Below are 15741 nucleotides of genomic sequence, written 5' to 3'. Positions count from 1 at the left end.
CCGTCAGGCGCGTCGTACCAGCGCGAGGACGGAGAGCACGACGACCGCCACGGAGCAGCCGAGCGCGGCGAACCACCCGAACTTGACGACGGGCCCGATCGACAGCACGTCGCCCAGATCCACGGAGATCCGGTCGCGCAGGCCGCTCCCGTCGGTCATGAAGAGCACCAGCACCGCCACCGCCGCGGCTCCGGGGAGGGCGGCCAGGGCGGCGATCCTCGGGCGGGTGAGCAGGCCCGCGATGCCGCATCCCAGCGCGACCAGCCCGGCCATCAGCGCGTAGACGCCGAACCGGTCGTCGATGCCGCGCACGTCGTTGGCGAGGCCGCCGCCGATGAGGTCGCTCTTCACCTCGAGTCCGGCCCACGGGAGGACGGCGCAGAACACCAGGAGCGCTCCGGCGACCACCACGGCCAGCGCGTAGCCGCGACGGGTCGCTGGTCTGGCGGTGCTGGGCTGGAGGTCATCGGCCACACGATCACTGTAAGCCGGGGGCGCACCTCTCTCCACCGTGCGCAACGGAGTCGTCACCACCGTCGCAGGGATCAGGACAGGTGGCGGCGCCTGGCCACGGCTTCCGCCGGCAGGTTGGAGATGAGGACGTCGACACGGGGGTCGGCGAGGAAGTGGTCCATGAGGGCGGGCTCGTCCACGGTCCACACCATCACCCCGATTCCGTGCCGGGCACAGGCCCGTAGCGCGTTCATGCGGGCGATGTCGTGCCTGACGGCCACCAGTCGCGGGTGTGGGATTACCCGCGGCTGTCCGGTGCTTGCTGGGGAGTGATGGCCGCGCGTTCGCCCCATTCGAGGCGGGAGCGGAGCTGGACGGCGTCGCCGGCCAGGGCGGACACCAGCGTGCCCGGGCCCGCCAGGGGCAGGACGGCGACGCCCTCGGCCACCGCCGGCTCCTTGGCAGGCGTCGTGAGGAACGTGGTGCCGACGCAGCGAGCCGCACTGTAGACGGCCGGGGAGGTGTCCAGGGCCGGGTCGCCGACGGTGAACTCCTGCCTGAGCAGCGGGCGGCCGTCGCATGTCGCGTCGAAGCGGGCATGGCAGCGTCCCGGTGCCTCGCCGTGCCGGCCGAAGACGATCTCCTCGCGCCACAGCACCTCGGCGTCCGCCGCCAGCTCGAGACGTACCAGGAGGCGGTGCCGGCAACCGGCGGCGAGGACCGTGGGCTCCGGGGCGAAGCGGAGTGCGGCGCCCGCCCCCACCCGGGCGGTGACGAGCATCTCGGACTCACCGTCACCCGGCAGGACCAGGCTGGCGGCGACCGAACCCAGCTCCAGGGTGGTGCGCGGGGCGACGTCGAGGTCCAGGTGGAGGCGGTCGCCGCCGAGCGGGCCCGCCGCCGTGGAGACGAGGTGCACGGTGTACGGGCCCGTCTGGCGCAGCGTCAGCGGGGGCGCCGAGGCCAGTCGGCGGATGAGTGTCCGGCCATCAGAGGACAGGGCCGTGGCCACGGCGGCACCGGCCCGCATCGCGCGACGGCCGGACATCAGGAGACGGGGGACGCGTGGGTGTGGGCCCAGGCCGCCACCTGCTCGGAGACCCAGCCGGCGACCGTGGCGGCGGTGGGGTCCTCCCTGATCGAGGTGAACAGCACCGGCCTGTCACCGCGGACGGCCGCCGCGTCGCGGTCCATCACGCCCAGGTCGGCGCCTACCATCGGGGCGAGGTCGGTCTTGTTGATGACCAGCAGGTCCGCCGTCGTGACCCCCGGGCCGCCCTTCCGTGGCACCTTGTCGCCGCCGGACACGTCCAGGACGAAGATCTGCTTGTCGGCCAGTCCCCGGCTGAACGTGGCCGTCAGGTTGTCGCCGCCGCTCTCCACGATCACCAGGTCCAGCGGCCCGAACCGGTACTCCAGGGTCTCCACGGCGTCCAGGTTCGCGGCGATGTCGTCGCGGATGGCGGTGTGGGGGCAGCAGCCGGTCTCGACGGCGAGGATGCGCTCCTGGTCGAGCACGCCCGCCCGGCGCAGGAAGTCCGCGTCCTCGGTGGTGTAGATGTCGTTCGTCACCACGCCCAAGGACAGCGACGGGCCTAGCGTCCTGCACAGCGCGGCCACCAGAGCCGTTTTGCCGCTGCCTACCGGACCACCCACGCCGAGCCGCAGCGCCCGTCCGCGGCCGTCGGGGGTGTGGTGGTGGTCGTCATGATTGGCGCCCATATGTTGAGATCCCTTCCTTATGAAACGAACAGCCTGACCTCGGCCCGGGCATGCTGCTCGGCCAGGAGGTCAAGGGCTGGGGACGAGTACGCGGGCAGCGACTCCCAGGGGGAGCCGGCGGAATGGGGGTGCGCGTTCGAGGTGGTGGCGTGAGCTTCGGCGGCCACGGCGGTGAGGTCCGGGGTGAGGTCGGCCAGCAGCCCGTGCACGGCCACCGGGTCCAGCCCGAGGAGCCGCACGGCCGCCGTGGCCGGGCCGCTGATCGCGTGGTACGCCGCGGCCATGGCCGCCTCCTCCGGTGTGGCGCCCGCCGCGTGCGCCGTCACTCCGAGGGCGATCGGATGATGGGGACTCGGCACGTCCCGTGCCAGCTCGTCGAGCACCGGCGACGGCCACACCCGGCGGGCGACCCTCAGCAGGAGCCTGCCCTGTGTCCTGGACGCGTCCCGCTGGGCGGGTGCGGCGGTCCTGGCATCGACCTCGGCGTCGAGCAGGACCCACGGCGACTCCGCCGGGACGCCGCCGCCCTCCGCTTCCAGGGGCGTGGTTCCGGTCGCCGACTCGGCGGCGACCGTGCTCCTGCCGCCGCTGGGTCGCGGCGACATGGCGGCCTGGGTGCAGGCGGCGGCCGTCAGGGCGGCGGCGACCGTGCCGGCCGTGTGGAGCCGTCCCCGGAGGAAGCGCGCCAGCGAGGGCACGTCGTGCACCGCTCCCGACGTGACGGCCTGTTCGGCCCCGCCCGAGTGGGCGTGGCCGCCGGCCGGGAGGCGGGAGTCGGCGAGGAGGAGCAGGGCCGGGTTCGTCGCCATCAGAAGAGGAAGTAGCGCTGGGCCATCGGGAGGCTGGTGGCGGGGGCCGGCTCGATGAGGTCGCCGTCGATGCGCACCTCGAACGTGTCGGGCGCCACCTCGATCCGGGGCATCGCGTCGTTGAGCGGCATCGAGGACTTGCCGCGCCGCCGTACGTCCGCCACCGGCGCCAGGCGGCGCCGTACGGCCAGCTGGTCAGGCAGGCCGGACTCCAGGGCGAGAGGCGAGACGAAGTGGAGCGAGGTGGCGGCGGCGGTCACCGGCGAGGCGCCGAACATGGGACGGGGCAGCACCGGCTGCGGCGTCGGGATGGAGGCGTTGGCGTCGCCCATCTGCGCCCATGCCACCACGCCGCCCTTGAGCACCAGGTCCGGTTTGACCCCGAAGAACGCCGGGTCCCAGAGGACGAGGTCGGCGAGTTTCCCGCGCTCGACGGAGCCGATCTCGCCGTCCAGCCCGTGGGCGATAGCCGGACATATCGTATATTTCGCGATGTATCGGCGGGCGCGCAGATTATCCGCAGGACCTCCCAGAGAGCCGCGGCGGGCCTTCATGACGTGCGCAGTCTGCCACGTACGGATGATCGTCTCCCCGATCCGCCCCATCGCCTGCGAGTCCGAGCCGATCATCGAGATCGCCCCCATATCGTGCAGCACGTCCTCGGCGGCCATCGTCGTGGGCCTGATGCGGGACTCGGCGAACGCCAGGTCCTCCGGGATCGACGGATTGAGATGGTGGCACACCATGAGCATGTCGAGGTGCTCGTCGAGCGTGTTGACGGTGTGCGGCCGGGTGGGGTTGGTGGAGGAGGGCAGGATGTTCGGGTAGGCCGCGACGCGGATGATGTCCGGCGCGTGCCCGCCCCCCGCCCCTTCGGTGTGGTACGCGTGGATCATCCGATCCCCGATGGCCTTCAGCGTCGACTCCACGAACCCGGCCTCGTTCAGCGTGTCCGTGTGGATCGTCACCTGCACCCCGGCCGCGTCCGCCACGCTCAGGCAGGCGTCGATGGCGGCCGGCGTCGAGCCCCAGTCCTCGTGCAGCTTGAACCCCGAGGCGCCGGCCTTGAGCTGCTCCAGCAGGCCCTCGTACGAGACGGTGTTACCCTTGCCGAGCAGCGCGAAGTTCAGTGGGTACGCGTCCAGCGACTCCAGCATCCGGCCCAGGTACCAGGCCCCGGTGACGGTCGTCGCCTTGGTGCCCTCGACGGGTCCGGTGCCGCCCCCGACGATCGTGGTGACACCGGAGCCGATCGCCTCGTCGAGGAGTTGCGGGCAGATCAGATGCACGTGCGAGTCGACGGCCCCGGCGGTGAGGATCTTGCCGTTGCCCGCGAGCACCTCAGTGGACGGCCCGATGACCAGGTCGACGCCGTCCATCGTGTCGGGATTGCCAGCCTTGCCGATGGCATGGATGCGGCCGTCGCGGATGCCGACGTCGGCCTTGACCACGCCCCAGTGGTCGAGGATCACCGCGCCGGTGATGACCAGGTCGGCCGCGCCCTCCGCCCTGGTGGTCCGCGCCTGCCCCATGGACTCGCGGATCACCTTGCCGCCGCCGAAGACAGCTTCGTCGCCGGGACCGGAAGGCCCGATCGACAGGTCCTCGGTGACCTCGATGAACAGGTCGGTGTCGGCCAGCCGGATCTGGTCACCGGCCGTGGGCCCGTACAGCGCCGCGTAGCGGGCGCGCGAGATCTCAGCCATCGAGCGGCCCCGCCCACTCCGGCCGCAGCCCCGGGACCACCCGGTCGCCCGCCAGCGGCACCAGCGTCACGTCGCGCTCGACGCCCGGCTCGAACCTGATCGCCGTCCCGGCCGCCACGTCGAGCCGCATGCCCCAGGCCGCCCGCCTGTCGAACTCCAGCCCCGGGTTGGCGGCCGCGAAGTGGTAGTGGGAGCCCACCTGCACCGGCCGGTCGGCCGTGTTGATCACCCGCACGGTCACCCGTTCACGCCCGGGATTGAGCGTGATGGCGCCCTCCGGATGCACGTACTCGCCCGGGATCACGGGATCGGCCTGTGCACGGTGACCAGCTTCGTGCCGTCGGGGAACGTCGCCTCGATCTGCACGCTCTCCAGCATCTCAGGAACGCCCTCCATGACGTCGGTCCGGCCGAGCACCGACCGTCCGGCCTCCATGAGCTCGGCCACGGTGCGCCCGTCCCTGGCCCCCTCCATGAGGAACGACGCGATGATGGCGGTAGCCTCGGGATGGTTCAGGCGCAGGCCTCTGGCCTGCCGCTCGCGCGCCACCCCGGCGGCGACGTGGATGAGCAGCCGTTCCTGCTCGTGTGAGGTAAGCCGCATGGCCGGACCATAGGAACCGGCGGTTTCGTGGTTGTTGCCGGTGGATGTCGTGTTGGTTTCGCGCTGCGGCTCAATCCACATATTTCGGATTAAGTGCGTTTGTGAACATTCGGCAAACGCGTCTTAACAACCGGGATCTACTCGGGAAATCTCGCGGAGTCACCTTTCTCGCAGTATCGGTCGGCAGGAAGGAACGGCTGTGCGAATCTCCCGTCCGATTGTCTCCGTGCTGGCTATGGGGGCCCTGGCGTTAGCCCTCGCGGCCTGCGGATCTGACACGAAACCCGCCGCCGAGTCGAAAGAGATCAAGGTAGGGCTCCTCCACTCGCTCAGCGGCACGATGGCGATCAGCGAGGTCACCGTCCGCGACGCCGAGCTGCTGGCGATCGACGAGATCAACAAGGCCGGCGGTGTGCTGGGCAAGAAGCTCGTCCCCGTGGTGGAGGACGGCGCCTCCGACTGGCCCACGTTCGCGGAGAAGGCGACGAAGCTGATCAGGCAGGACAAGGTCGCCACCGTCTTCGGCGGCTGGACCTCGGCCAGCAGGAAGGCCATGCTGCCGGTCTTCGAACGCTACAAGGCGCTGCTGTGGTATCCGGTGCAGTACGAGGGGCTGGAGAGCTCGCCGTACATCTTCTACACGGGCGCCACCACCAACCAGCAGATCATCCCGGGCCTCGACTACCTCAAGGAGCAGGGCAAGAAGAAGTTGTTCCTGGTGGGCAGCGACTACGTCTTCCCGCGTACCGCCAACAAGATCATCAAGGCGTACGCGGCGGCGAACGGGATGGAGATCCTGGGCGAGGAGTACACCCCGCTCGGCCACACCGAATACTCCACCCTCGTCAACAAGGTCATGCAGGCCAAGCCGGACGCGGTCTTCAACACCCTCAACGGCGACAGCAACGTGGCCTTCTTCAAACAGCTCAAGAGCGCGGGCGCCTCGGCCCAGAGCATGCCGGTGCTGTCGGTGAGCATCGCCGAGGAGGAGGTCACCGGCATCGGTGTGGACAACATCGCAGGCCAGCCGGTCGCCTGGAACTACTACCAGACCACCGAGACCCCGGCGAACGAGGCCTTCGTCAAGGCGTACAAAGCCAAGTACGGGCAGAACAAGGTCACCTCCGACCCCATGGAGGCCGGGTACAACGCGGTCTACCTGTGGGCCGAGGCGGTCAAGAAGGCGGGCACGACCGAGGTCGAGGCGGTCAAGAAGGCCGCGCCGGGCATCTCGCTCGAACGCCCCGAGGGCCTGGTCACGATCGACGGTGAGAACCAGCACATGTTCAAGACCGCCCGCATCGGCATCATCCAGCCCGACGGCCTGATCAAGCAGGTGTGGGACTCCGGCAAGCCGATCAAGCCGGACCCGTACCTCAAGGGCTATGCCTGGGCGTCCGGCCTGTCGGCGGGCCAGTGATGTCGGCCTTCGTCAACCAGCTCCCCATTGGGCTGTCGATCGGGGCAGTGCTGCTGCTCATCGCGCTCGGGCTGACGTTCACGTTCGGGCAGATGGGCGTGATCAACATGGCGCACGGCGAGTTCATCATGGCGGGGGCGTACACCGCGTTCCTGCTGCAGGACCTCGTGCTGGCGCTGCCGGCGGCGTTCCTGGTGGCCGGCCTCATGGGGCTGATCCTCGAGCGGGCCGCCATCAGGCACTTCTACGGTCGGCCGCTGGACACTCTGCTGCTCACCTGGGGCGTGAGCCTGGTGCTGCAGCAGCTCGCCCGCGACCTGTTCGGGGCGCCGAACGTGCAGGTGCCCGCCCCGTCCTGGCTGTCGGGCGGGGTGGGGATCCTGCCGTACAACCGGCTGTTCATCTTCGGGCTCGCGGTCGCCGGCGTGGTGGCCGTCTGGCTGTACCTCACCCGCACCGCGCTGGGGCGCAGGACGCAGGCCGTGGTGCAGAACAGGCAGCTCGCCGCGACCAGCGGCATCGACACGGGCCGGGTGGACATGCTGACGTTCTTCATCGGGTCCGGGCTGGCGGGCGTGGCCGGGGTGGCGCTGACGCTCATCGGGCCCGTCGGGCCGGCGCTCGGGACGTACTACATCGTGGACGCCTTCCTCGTCGTCGTGGCGGGCGGGCTCGGGCAGCTGCGCGGGGCCGTGCTGGCGGCGCTCGGGCTGGGGCTGCTGAACTCCTACGCCGAGTTCTGGTCGGACGCCTCGCTGGCGAAGGTGATCGTGCTCGCTGTGATCATCGCGTTCCTGCAGGTACGGCCCCAGGGCCTGTTCGTGCTGCGGTCGAGGGTGCTCACATGATCAAGAGAAATCTGCCTTTCGCGACCCTGGCCGTGATCGCCCTGGTGGCGGCCCCGCTGCTGCTGGAGCCGTTCCGGCTGGGGCTGCTGGCGAAGTACCTGTGCTACGCGATCGTGGCGCTCGGGATCGGGCTCGCCTGGGGGCAGGGGGGCATGCTCGCGCTCGGCCAGGGTGTGTTCTTCGGGCTGGGCGGCTACTCCATGGCGATGTACCTCAAGCTGACAGAAGCCGGCGGCGGGCTGCCCGACTTCATGGTGTGGAGCGGGGTGGAGAAGCTGCCGGCGCTGTGGGTGCCGTTCGCCAACCCGGTCTTCGCCCTCGCCATGGCCGTGCTGGGGCCCGTGGTGATCGCGCTGATCCTGGGCACGCTGGTGTTCAGGCAGCGGGTACGGGGCGCGTACTTCGCGATCCTCACCCAGGCGCTGGCCGCGGCCATGGTGATCCTGCTCGTCGGCCAGCAGGGCCTGACCGGCGGCACCAACGGCATGACCAACTTCTTCGAGCTGTTCGGCCAGGACCTGGCCGAGGACTCCACGCAGCGGATGCTCTACCTGGTGGTGGCATGCGTCCTCGGGATCCTGTACCTCGCCACCCGGCAGCTCGTGAACAGCCGCTACGGCCGCCTGCTCGTCGCGGTCAGGGACGGCGAGGACCGGGTGCGCTTCCTCGGCTACGACCCGGCGCTGGTCAAGACCGTCACCTTCGCCGCCTCGGCGGGCATGGCGGGGCTGGCGGGCGCGCTGTTCGTCCCGGTGGTCGGCATCATCTCGCCCGCGCTGCTCGGCGTCGTGCCCTCGCTGGAGCTGGTCGTCGCGGTGGCGGTCGGCGGGCGGCACGCGCTGGCCGGGGCCGTGCTCGGCGCGGTCGTCATGGGCTACGCCAAGACGGCGTTCAGCGAGCAGTTCGCCGACGGCTGGCTCTACCTGCAGGGCGCGCTGTTCATCCTGGTCATGACGCTCGCCCCGAAGGGGATCGCAGGCATAGCGGGGAGGTTGCGACGTGCTCGAGCTACGTGACGTCCACGTGGTGTTCGACGGGTTCAAGGCACTCGACGGCGTGGACCTGACCGTGCCCGAGGGCGAGCTGCGCTTCCTGATCGGACCCAACGGCGCGGGCAAGACCACGCTGATCGACGTGATCACGGGGCTCACGAAGCCGGCGGCGGGCAGCGTGCGCTTCGGCGAGCACGACCTGGTCGGCAAGAAGGAGCACCAGATCGTCCGGCTGGGCGTCGGACGCACGTTCCAGACGTCGGTCGTGTTCGAGGAGCTCACCGTGGTGGAGAACCTCGACCTCGCGGCCGGCTTCCGCAAACCCCTGTGGTCGCTGGTCCGGCGCCGCAAGGGCGTGTCGGAGGCCGTCGAGGAGGCGCTGGCCAGGACCGGGCTCGAAGAGCTCGCCGAGCGTTCAGCGGGTGTTCTCTCGCACGGCCAGCGCCAGTGGCTGGAGATCGGCATGCTGCTGGCGCAGCGGCCCAGGCTGCTGCTCCTGGACGAGCCGGTGGCGGGCATGTCCAGCGACGAACGCCGGCGTACCGGCGAGCTGCTCACCCAGATCGCCGCGGACCACACGGTGATCGTGGTGGAGCACGACATGGAGTTCCTACGGCGGCACGCCTCGACGGTGACCGTGCTGCACGAGGGCAAGGTGCTCGTGGAGGGATCGGTGGACAAGGTCAGCGCCGACCCCCGCGTGCAGGAGGTCTACCTGGGGAGGAGGGCGAGCGATGTTGTCGGTGACCGGCCTTGAGTCGGGGTACGGGAGGGCGCGCGTACTGTTCGGGGTCTCGCTGGAGGTGGGGCCGGGCCGGCTCGTGTGCGTCATGGGGCGCAACGGCGTCGGCAAGACCACGCTGCTCAACACCATCATGGGGGTGCTCCCGGCGACGGCGGGCACGGTCACGTTCGAGGGCCGCGACGTGACCAGGCTGAAGCCACATGAGCGGGTACGGCTCGGCATGGGGTACGTCCCCCAGGGCCACCAGTGCTTCCCCCAGCTCTCGGTCCTGGGCAATCTGCTGGTCACCATGGAGGCCGCCAAGGTCACCAAGGAGGCCATCGACGAGGCGCTGGACGTCTTCCCCGCGCTCACGCCGCTGCTCAAACGGAGCGCGGGACACCTGTCAGGCGGTCAGCAGCAGCAGCTCGCCATGGCGCGCGCCCTGGTGACCAGACCCAAGCTGCTCATCCTCGACGAGCCGACCGAGGGCATCCAGCCGTCGATCATCCTGGAGATCGAGGCGGCCATCGAGCGGCTGCACGCCTCAGGTCTGGCCGTGCTGCTCGTGGAGCAGTATCTCGACATCGCGCTGCGGCTGGCCGACACGTTCGTCATCCTCGACGGCGGGCACGTCGTGCGCACGGGAGCCGCCGAGGAGCTGCACCGGGAGGACGTGCGCCGCCTCCTGGCCGTCTGACGCACTTCCTTGAGGAAGCTGTTTAGATCAAAATTGCATACTTGATGACTCCTCTCGCTCCTTCCGACCCCCACCGGCTGGGCCGCTACTGGCTGGCCGGGCGGCTCGGGGCCGGCGGCCAGGGCGTGGTGTACGAGGCGTACGGCGAGGGCGGCGAGCGGGTCGCGGTCAAGGTGCCGAGGTTCGACAGCGCCGCCGCCAGGGCCAGGCTGGCCAAGGAGGCGTCGGCGGCCCGGCGGGTGGCCTCGTTCTGCACCGCCCGGGTGATCGAGGCGCAGGTGGACGTGGCCGCGCCGTACATCGTCAGCGAGTTCGTCCCAGGCCCCAGCCTCCGGCGGGTGGTCGCGGAGTCGGGGCCGTTCGAGGGCGACCGGCTGCGCCGCCTGGCCATCGGGGTGGCGACCGCGCTGACGGCCATCCACCGGGTCGGGATCGTGCACCGCGACCTGAAGCCGGACAACATCATCCTCGGCCCGGACGGGCCCAGAGTGATCGACTTCGGGGTGGCCAGGGAGGTGGGGCCGACCACGTCGGGGCCGCTCATGGGGACGCCGCAGTACATGTCGCCCGAACTGTTCCACGGGCGGCGGGCCACCGAGGCGGCCGATATGTGGGCGTGGGGGATGGTGGTGCTGTTCGCGGCGCGGGGGCGCGACGCGATCACGGGCGGGGAGCCGGTGGCGGTCATCGCCCGGGTGCTGGGGTTCCGGCCCGGCACCGACGGCCTGCCCGACCCGCTCGGCCCGCTGGTGGCCGCCGCCCTCGCCGAGGAGCCCGCCGACCGGCCTTCCGCGCAGACGGTGCTCCTGCGGCTGGTCGGCGACGGGGAGGGAGATCCCCTCACCCGTGGTGGGACGCTCGCGGGAACGCTCAGAGGCGCGGAGGCGGAGCCCGATCTCGGGGCCGTCGCCGAGGAGCTCTATGGTGAGCTGACCGAGGCCGAGCGGGCGAGCGTGCCCGAGGTCTTCCTGCGGATGATCGACGGTGACTCGCTCAGACCGGTCACCCGCGACGAGCTCCCCGAGGCCGAGGCCGTGGACGCGCTGCTCACCGCGTTCGCCGCCGCGGGCATCGTGGCGCGCGACGGCACCGCGTACGAGCTGGCCCGCCCTGGACTCGTCCAGGCCTGGCCCAGGCTTCGGGAGTGGGTGGCCGCCAACCGCGAGGGGCTGCGCGTGCACCGCCGCCTGGCCGAAGCGTCGGCCCTGTGGGAGAGCCACGGCAGGAAGCCCGCCGACCTGCTGCACGGCTCCAACCTCGACAGGATCCTCCGCTGGGCGGCCACCGAACGCAGGGACCTCACGCTGGCCAGGCGGGAGCGCGAGTTCCTCGACGCGGCGGCCCGGCAGACCAGGCGGCAGTCCAGGAGGCGCGGCCTGCTGGCGGCGGCCCTGGCCGTGCTGCTGGTGGCCGCGCTCGGCGGGCTGGGGCTGGCCGAGTACATGCGCGAGCAGTCCAACCGTCAGCGTGACGACGCGCTGGCCAGGGAGCTCGCCCTACGTGCCGCCGACCTGCGGCAGACGGAGCCGCCGCTGGCCCGGCTGCTCACCGTGGCGGCCTGGCGGCTGAGCCCGTCGCTGCCTGAGACGCGGGGCGCCCTCTACGACTCGCTGTCCGAGCCCACGACCGAAGTCTTCACCGACCCGTACCGGAGCGCGGACTCCGTGTACGGCATCAGTCGGGACGGCCGCACACTGGTCGCCGTGCAAGGCGGGCGTGCCAGGGTCTGGGACGTGACGACGCACCGGCAGCTCCACGAGATCGACGGGCTGGACGCGGGTGTGCGCTGGGCCGCGATCAGCCCCGACGGGCGCACCCTGGCCCTCCAGTACATGCAGGGTGTACGGCTCTGGGACGTCGTCACGGGCCGCCCGCGCGGCGACTGGTTCGGGGGAGCCTCCGGGCTGACGAACGATCTGGAGTTCGACAGGACGGGGCGGCTGCTCGCCTTGCCCAAGCGCCCGTTGAACGACGTGCGATGGTGGGACATCTCCACCCGCAAGCCCCTCACCACTCCCAAGGGGGTCGGCCTGGACGCGGTCAGCGCGGACGGCCGGCTCGGCATGGTCACCCACGGCGGGGACGGCCGGGCGCAGCTCTGGGACCTGAAGACGGGCAAGCAACTGCCCGCCCCATGGCTGCCGAGCAGGGGAGGCATCTCCGACGTCCAGTTCAGCGCCGACGGGCGGGCGCTGGCGCTCACCCACGACCGGTCCCGCAGGACCGTGGTGACCGTCTACTCGGTGCCGGACGGGGCGACACTGGTGAACGGCGACTCCGGGGCCTCGGTCGAGTTCGGCTTCGGCGACCGGTTCGTCGCCACCTGGGAGTGGGGCAACGAGCTGATCATCCGCCGGCGGTCCAACGGGGCCGTCGTGCTGCGGCGGTTGCCGCCGGCGCCCATCAGCGACCTCCGCTTCGACGAGAAGGGGCGGGCACTGCGGCTGCTGAGCGACGGCGGGGTCGTCCACACGCTGGACGTGTCCATGCTGTTCGACCGGTCGACCACCGATGGCGGCGACCAGGACGACGTGCTGCTCTACCCGTCGGCGCGGGTCCTGGCGGCCAAGAGGCGCGAAACCCTGACCCTGTGGGACGTGGCGACCGGCCGCCCGCTGGCCGCCCCGATCCCATGGCGGGGCGAGGGGGCCGCGATGGCGTTCAGCCGCGACGGCGGCCGGCTGGCGTTCGCCGACGACGCCACGGTCCACGTCGTCCAGCTGCCGCAGGGAGCGGTGACCGGCGGGTTCCGGCTGGCCGCCAAGGACGCGCTGGGGGCCGACGCGGTGGCCTTCAGCCCGGACGGCCGCACCCTCGCCGTCTCGCCGTCGGGCGCTGCCGGCGACCTGCCGGTGGAGCTGCTCGACCTCCAACGCGGCACGTCCAGGATCGCGACCGGCCCGGGCCCCGGACAGCTGGCCTTCCGCCCGGACGGCCGCCTGCTGCTGGGGGGCGTGACACCGCACCGCATCGATCCACGGAAGGCCGTCGAACTGCCTCAGGCGCCGGGTGCCGGGCAGCTCGAAGGCCCCTTCGCCTTCAGCCCTGACGGCAGGCAGGTGGCGATCTTCGGACCCGACCGGATCACGCTGTGGAACGGGGACCTCACCACCAGGCTCGCCGGCTTCCCCGCCATGCCCGCGAACGCCGTCGAGCGGGTCGCCAGCCTGCCCGCCGTGCGCGTCACCCCGGTCGAGCGGCTCGTCTGGTCACCCGACGGGCGCACGATCGCCGCGTACGAAGGGGGCGCCCGCATCCGCCTGTGGGACGTGCCGACCCGCCGGATGCTGGGTGCGCTCTTCGACGGCCTGCAGTCGACCGAGACCGGCCTCAAGGGCTACCTGGCCTTCTCCTCCGACAGCAGGAGGCTCTACAGCGTCACGGCGGACGGCACGGTCCGCACGCACGAACTCGGCGGCGACAAGGTGGCCGCCGCCGTGTGCAGGCGCGCGGGCCGCACGCTCACCGCCCAGGAGTGGTCCCGCTACCTGGGCGGCATCGACCCCTTCGCCCTCTGTCCCTAGGCCGTCCAGGTGCGGGCCGACCTGACGATCTCCTCCAGGTGATCGCTGTGCGCGCCGCGCCAGTAGACCTGGCCGCACTCGCCGCACCGCCCGTACGCGTCGTAGTTGCGTTCCGTGCCCGCCTCCAGCAGCGGCGCCACCTCCTGCTTGGCGACCGGCTCCAGCTCACCGTTGCACGCCGTGCACCGCGTCCACGGGCGCAGCGGCGGGGTGAAGCGCTCGAGCAGGTCGCGGAGCTGGTCGGCGGGGCGGGAGCCGCGCACGTACGCGCCCAGCCACAGCGCGCGGCGGCGCAGCAGGCCGCGGTCCTGCGTGAGCAGCACCCGGCGCTCCTCATTGGCCTGCACCACCAGTGCCGGGTCGTCCATGTCGTTGTGGTAGGCCGCGTCGATGCCGAGCAGGCGCAGCCGCCGCGCCAGCGTGCCCAGGTGCACGTCGAGCAGGAAGCGCGGCTCCCCCGGCAGCGGCTGCGGGCGGGGGACCGGGTGCACCTCCACCACGTCGCCGGGCACGAGCTGGTACGCGGGCGGAACCCCGCGGCCGTCCACGAGCATCGGCCCCACCTCGGTCAGCGGGATGCCGAGCGACTCGACGTGGTGGCCCAGCGTGGAGGTGCCGTCCAGCTTTACCTGCTGCCACTCCTGCCGACGGCTCACTGGCAGGAACATCGTCAGCTCTGAGGCGATGCGTAGGCGTGCGTCCCGTTCGCTCACAAAGTCCATTCTGGTGGACCGGATAACGTGAATTCATGTCGATATCCCGCCGCGCCTTCCTCGGGCTCGCCATGCTGGCGGCCGGATGCTCGGCCTCCGGGGGCAAACGGCCCGAACTGCGGCTGGCGACCGGCGTAACCGGCGGGATCTATGAGCAACTCGGCGACGGGCTCGCGGGGGAGTTGCGGCGGAACGGGCTCACGGTGCGGGTGATGAAAACCGCGGCCAGTGTGCAGAACCTGACGATGATGACCGACGGGCGGGCCGACGTGGCGTTCGCGCTGGCCGACAGCGCCGACGACGCCGTCAGGGTGCGTCACCAGCCGGTGTCCGCGCTGGCCAGGGTGTACATGAACTACGTCCACCTAGTGGTGCGCAGGGGCGCCGGCATCGCGGCGGTCAAAGACCTGGCGGGGCGGGCTGTCTCCATCGGGCTGGAGGGCTCGGGCACCGCGGTGACCGCCACCCGCGTGCTGGCCGTGGCCGAGCTGGCCAAGCCCGCCGAGGTCAGCAGGCTGGGCCTGGACGAGTCGGTCAACGCGTTGCGCGACGGCGAGATCGAGGCGTTCTTCTGGTCGGGCGGGGTGCCCACGCCTGTCCTGGCCTCGCTCGGGGACATCGAGCTCGTGCCCCTCGAGCCGCTGGTGCCGGTGCTGCGCCGCCGGTTCGGCCCGCTCTACGAGCACGGGCTGGTTCCCGCCGGCGTGTACGGCAGCGGAAAGCCGGTGCCGACCATCGGCACCCCCAGTTACCTGATGTGCCGGACCACGCTCCCGGACGATCTGGCGTACACGATCATCGAGACGCTCTTCAGCGCCCGTGACCGCCTCCAGGCCCCGTCGGCGCCGGGCGGGCGGCTGGACATGCGCTACGCCATTGGCACCGGCGTCGTCCCGCTCCACCCGGGCGCCGCCCGCTATTACCGGTCCGTCTACGGCTGAGCCTTCAGCCGCAGCTCCACGACCAGGCCGCGCGGCACGGCGGGCAGCAGCGCCAGCGTGGCTCCGCACGTCTTGGCCAGCTCGGCGGCGATGGCCAGGCCCAGGCCGCTGCCCGGCACGTTCGCGTGGGCCCCGGACCGCCAGAACCGTGCCGGCGCCTCCGAGCGCTCCTCCTCGCTCAGCCCCGGCCCGTCGTCGGCCACCCGCAGCACGCCGTCGTCCAGGGTGACCGTGACCGTGCCGCCCTCGGGCACGAACTTCTGGGCGTTGTCGAGCGCGATGTCCGCGATCCTGGCCGCGGCCTCCGGAACGACCGATGTTTCGGAAATGTCGGCCACGAGCCGCACTCCCTTGGCCGCGTACACCTCCCGCCACGTCCCGAGCCGCGGCGCGAGCGGGACCTCCTTGCCCTCGACCGCCGTGCCCGCCTCCACCTTGGCCAGCGCCAGCAGGTCCTCCACCAGCAGCGTCAGCCGGTCCAGCTCCGCCATCGCCTCCTCGAACATGGGTAGGTGCCCGACGCCGGGCAGCAGCTCGACCCGCGCGTTCGGCACCGCGTCGTACTGGTGCGCCGACGACGGCTCCC

17 protein-coding genes are annotated in these 15741 nt (G+C 71.5%); 7 read left to right on the top strand and 10 right to left on the bottom strand.

Annotation, left to right across the window (positions count from 1 at the left end; all coding sequences use genetic code 11):
* Window positions 1–3: 3 nt before the first annotated feature.
* From AB0J09_RS14085 to AB0J09_RS14050, 8 genes are all read right to left on the bottom strand, one after another.
* Window positions 4–474, bottom strand: coding sequence for a hypothetical protein (locus AB0J09_RS14085; RefSeq protein WP_360689791.1), 471 nt, complete (start codon window positions 472–474; stop codon window positions 4–6).
* A 71-nt stretch (window positions 475–545) separates the two neighbouring features.
* The gene (locus AB0J09_RS14080; protein ID WP_360689789.1) at window positions 546–734 is read right to left on the bottom strand and encodes a hypothetical protein; all 189 of its coding nucleotides are present in this window, start codon (window positions 732–734) and stop codon (window positions 546–548) included.
* A gap of 17 nt (window positions 735–751) precedes the next feature.
* On the bottom strand, window positions 752–1501 hold the full coding sequence (locus tag AB0J09_RS14075) for an urease accessory protein UreD (protein WP_360689787.1): 750 nt from the start codon (window positions 1499–1501) through the stop codon (window positions 752–754).
* Window positions 1501–2175 carry an urease accessory protein UreG gene (ureG, locus tag AB0J09_RS14070; protein WP_360689785.1) on the bottom strand — a complete coding sequence of 225 codons (675 nt, stop codon included), beginning with the start codon at window positions 2173–2175 and terminating at the stop codon, window positions 1501–1503. The genes AB0J09_RS14075 and ureG overlap by 1 nt, the downstream gene beginning before the upstream one ends.
* Before the next feature lie 17 nt (window positions 2176–2192).
* Complete coding sequence (locus tag AB0J09_RS14065) at window positions 2193–2984, bottom strand: urease accessory UreF family protein (RefSeq protein WP_360689783.1); 792 nt, start codon at window positions 2982–2984, stop codon at window positions 2193–2195.
* The gene (locus AB0J09_RS14060) at window positions 2984–4690 is read right to left on the bottom strand and encodes an urease subunit alpha (protein WP_360689781.1); all 1707 of its coding nucleotides are present in this window, start codon (window positions 4688–4690) and stop codon (window positions 2984–2986) included. Before AB0J09_RS14060 ends, AB0J09_RS14065 begins: the two co-directional genes overlap by 1 nt.
* Window positions 4683–4994 (bottom strand): urease subunit beta, encoded by a 312-nt coding sequence (locus AB0J09_RS14055; RefSeq protein WP_360689779.1) that lies wholly within the window; start codon window positions 4992–4994, stop codon window positions 4683–4685. The genes AB0J09_RS14060 and AB0J09_RS14055 overlap by 8 nt, the downstream gene beginning before the upstream one ends.
* A complete protein-coding gene (locus AB0J09_RS14050) occupies window positions 4991–5293 on the bottom strand; it encodes an urease subunit gamma (RefSeq protein ID WP_360689777.1) in 303 nt (100 codons plus the stop codon). The genes AB0J09_RS14055 and AB0J09_RS14050 overlap by 4 nt, the downstream gene beginning before the upstream one ends.
* Before the next feature lie 199 nt (window positions 5294–5492).
* Here AB0J09_RS14050 and urtA point away from each other — a divergent pair, with 199 nt between their 5' ends.
* Genes urtA through AB0J09_RS14020 form a run of 6 tightly spaced genes read left to right on the top strand, consistent with a single transcriptional unit; the run spans window position 5493 to window position 13501 of the window.
* The gene (urtA, locus tag AB0J09_RS14045; protein WP_360689775.1) at window positions 5493–6713 is read left to right on the top strand and encodes an urea ABC transporter substrate-binding protein; all 1221 of its coding nucleotides are present in this window, start codon (window positions 5493–5495) and stop codon (window positions 6711–6713) included.
* Entirely contained in the window at window positions 6713–7561 is an 849-nt protein-coding gene (gene urtB / locus AB0J09_RS14040) for an urea ABC transporter permease subunit UrtB (protein WP_360689773.1), read from the top strand. Before urtA ends, urtB begins: the two co-directional genes overlap by 1 nt.
* Complete coding sequence (urtC, locus tag AB0J09_RS14035) at window positions 7558–8577, top strand: urea ABC transporter permease subunit UrtC (protein WP_360689772.1); 1020 nt, start codon at window positions 7558–7560, stop codon at window positions 8575–8577. The genes urtB and urtC overlap by 4 nt, the downstream gene beginning before the upstream one ends.
* On the top strand, window positions 8561–9310 hold the full coding sequence (gene urtD, locus AB0J09_RS14030; RefSeq protein ID WP_360689770.1) for an urea ABC transporter ATP-binding protein UrtD: 750 nt from the start codon (window positions 8561–8563) through the stop codon (window positions 9308–9310). The genes urtC and urtD overlap by 17 nt, the downstream gene beginning before the upstream one ends.
* On the top strand, window positions 9288–9977 hold the full coding sequence (gene urtE / locus AB0J09_RS14025) for an urea ABC transporter ATP-binding subunit UrtE (protein WP_360689768.1): 690 nt from the start codon (window positions 9288–9290) through the stop codon (window positions 9975–9977). Before urtD ends, urtE begins: the two co-directional genes overlap by 23 nt.
* Window positions 9978–10021: 44 nt before the next feature.
* Complete coding sequence (locus AB0J09_RS14020) at window positions 10022–13501, top strand: WD40 repeat domain-containing serine/threonine-protein kinase (RefSeq protein ID WP_360689833.1); 3480 nt, start codon at window positions 10022–10024, stop codon at window positions 13499–13501.
* On the opposite strand, the gene AB0J09_RS14015 is transcribed toward AB0J09_RS14020, so the two are convergent.
* Window positions 13498–14223 carry a Mut7-C RNAse domain-containing protein gene (locus AB0J09_RS14015; protein ID WP_360689766.1) on the bottom strand — a complete coding sequence of 242 codons (726 nt, stop codon included), beginning with the start codon at window positions 14221–14223 and terminating at the stop codon, window positions 13498–13500. The two genes, AB0J09_RS14020 and AB0J09_RS14015, sit on opposite strands and share 4 nt — an antisense overlap.
* A gap of 26 nt (window positions 14224–14249) precedes the next feature.
* Here AB0J09_RS14015 and AB0J09_RS14010 point away from each other — a divergent pair, with 26 nt between their 5' ends.
* Window positions 14250–15155 carry a TAXI family TRAP transporter solute-binding subunit gene (locus AB0J09_RS14010; protein ID WP_360689764.1) on the top strand — a complete coding sequence of 302 codons (906 nt, stop codon included), beginning with the start codon at window positions 14250–14252 and terminating at the stop codon, window positions 15153–15155.
* On the opposite strand, the gene AB0J09_RS14005 is transcribed toward AB0J09_RS14010, so the two are convergent.
* Window positions 15146–15741, bottom strand: a 596-nt coding sequence (locus tag AB0J09_RS14005; RefSeq protein ID WP_360689762.1) for a HAMP domain-containing sensor histidine kinase, incomplete at its 5' end; no start/stop codon positions are given. The genes AB0J09_RS14010 and AB0J09_RS14005 overlap by 10 nt on opposite strands.

Source organism: Nonomuraea sp. NPDC049784, assembly GCF_040659615.1.
Lineage (GTDB): Bacteria > Actinomycetota > Actinomycetes > Streptosporangiales > Streptosporangiaceae > Nonomuraea.
The sequence above is the reverse complement of the archived record's forward strand: the minus strand, read 5'-3'. Positions and strand labels throughout refer to the sequence as shown.

Bases quoted from the DNA above. Each gene is read 5' to 3' on its own strand.
- AB0J09_RS14075 (WP_360689787.1), bottom strand. From the start codon at position 1,501: ATGTCCGGCCGTCGCGCGATGCGGGCCGGTGCCGCCGTGGCCACGGCC.
- ureG (WP_360689785.1), bottom strand. From the start codon at position 2,175: ATGGGCGCCAATCATGACGACCACCACCACACCCCCGACGGCCGCGGA.
- AB0J09_RS14065 (WP_360689783.1), bottom strand. From the start codon at position 2,984: ATGGCGACGAACCCGGCCCTGCTCCTCCTCGCCGACTCCCGCCTCCCG.
- AB0J09_RS14060 (WP_360689781.1), bottom strand. From the start codon at position 4,690: ATGGCTGAGATCTCGCGCGCCCGCTACGCGGCGCTGTACGGGCCCACG.
- AB0J09_RS14050 (WP_360689777.1), bottom strand. From the start codon at position 5,293: ATGCGGCTTACCTCACACGAGCAGGAACGGCTGCTCATCCACGTCGCC.
- urtB (WP_360689773.1), top strand. From the start codon at position 6,713: ATGTCGGCCTTCGTCAACCAGCTCCCCATTGGGCTGTCGATCGGGGCA.
- urtC (WP_360689772.1), top strand. From the start codon at position 7,558: ATGATCAAGAGAAATCTGCCTTTCGCGACCCTGGCCGTGATCGCCCTG.
- urtE (WP_360689768.1), top strand. From the start codon at position 9,288: ATGTTGTCGGTGACCGGCCTTGAGTCGGGGTACGGGAGGGCGCGCGTA.
- AB0J09_RS14020 (WP_360689833.1), top strand. From the start codon at position 10,022: ATGACTCCTCTCGCTCCTTCCGACCCCCACCGGCTGGGCCGCTACTGG.
- AB0J09_RS14015 (WP_360689766.1), bottom strand. From the start codon at position 14,223: ATGGACTTTGTGAGCGAACGGGACGCACGCCTACGCATCGCCTCAGAG.
- AB0J09_RS14010 (WP_360689764.1), top strand. From the start codon at position 14,250: ATGTCGATATCCCGCCGCGCCTTCCTCGGGCTCGCCATGCTGGCGGCC.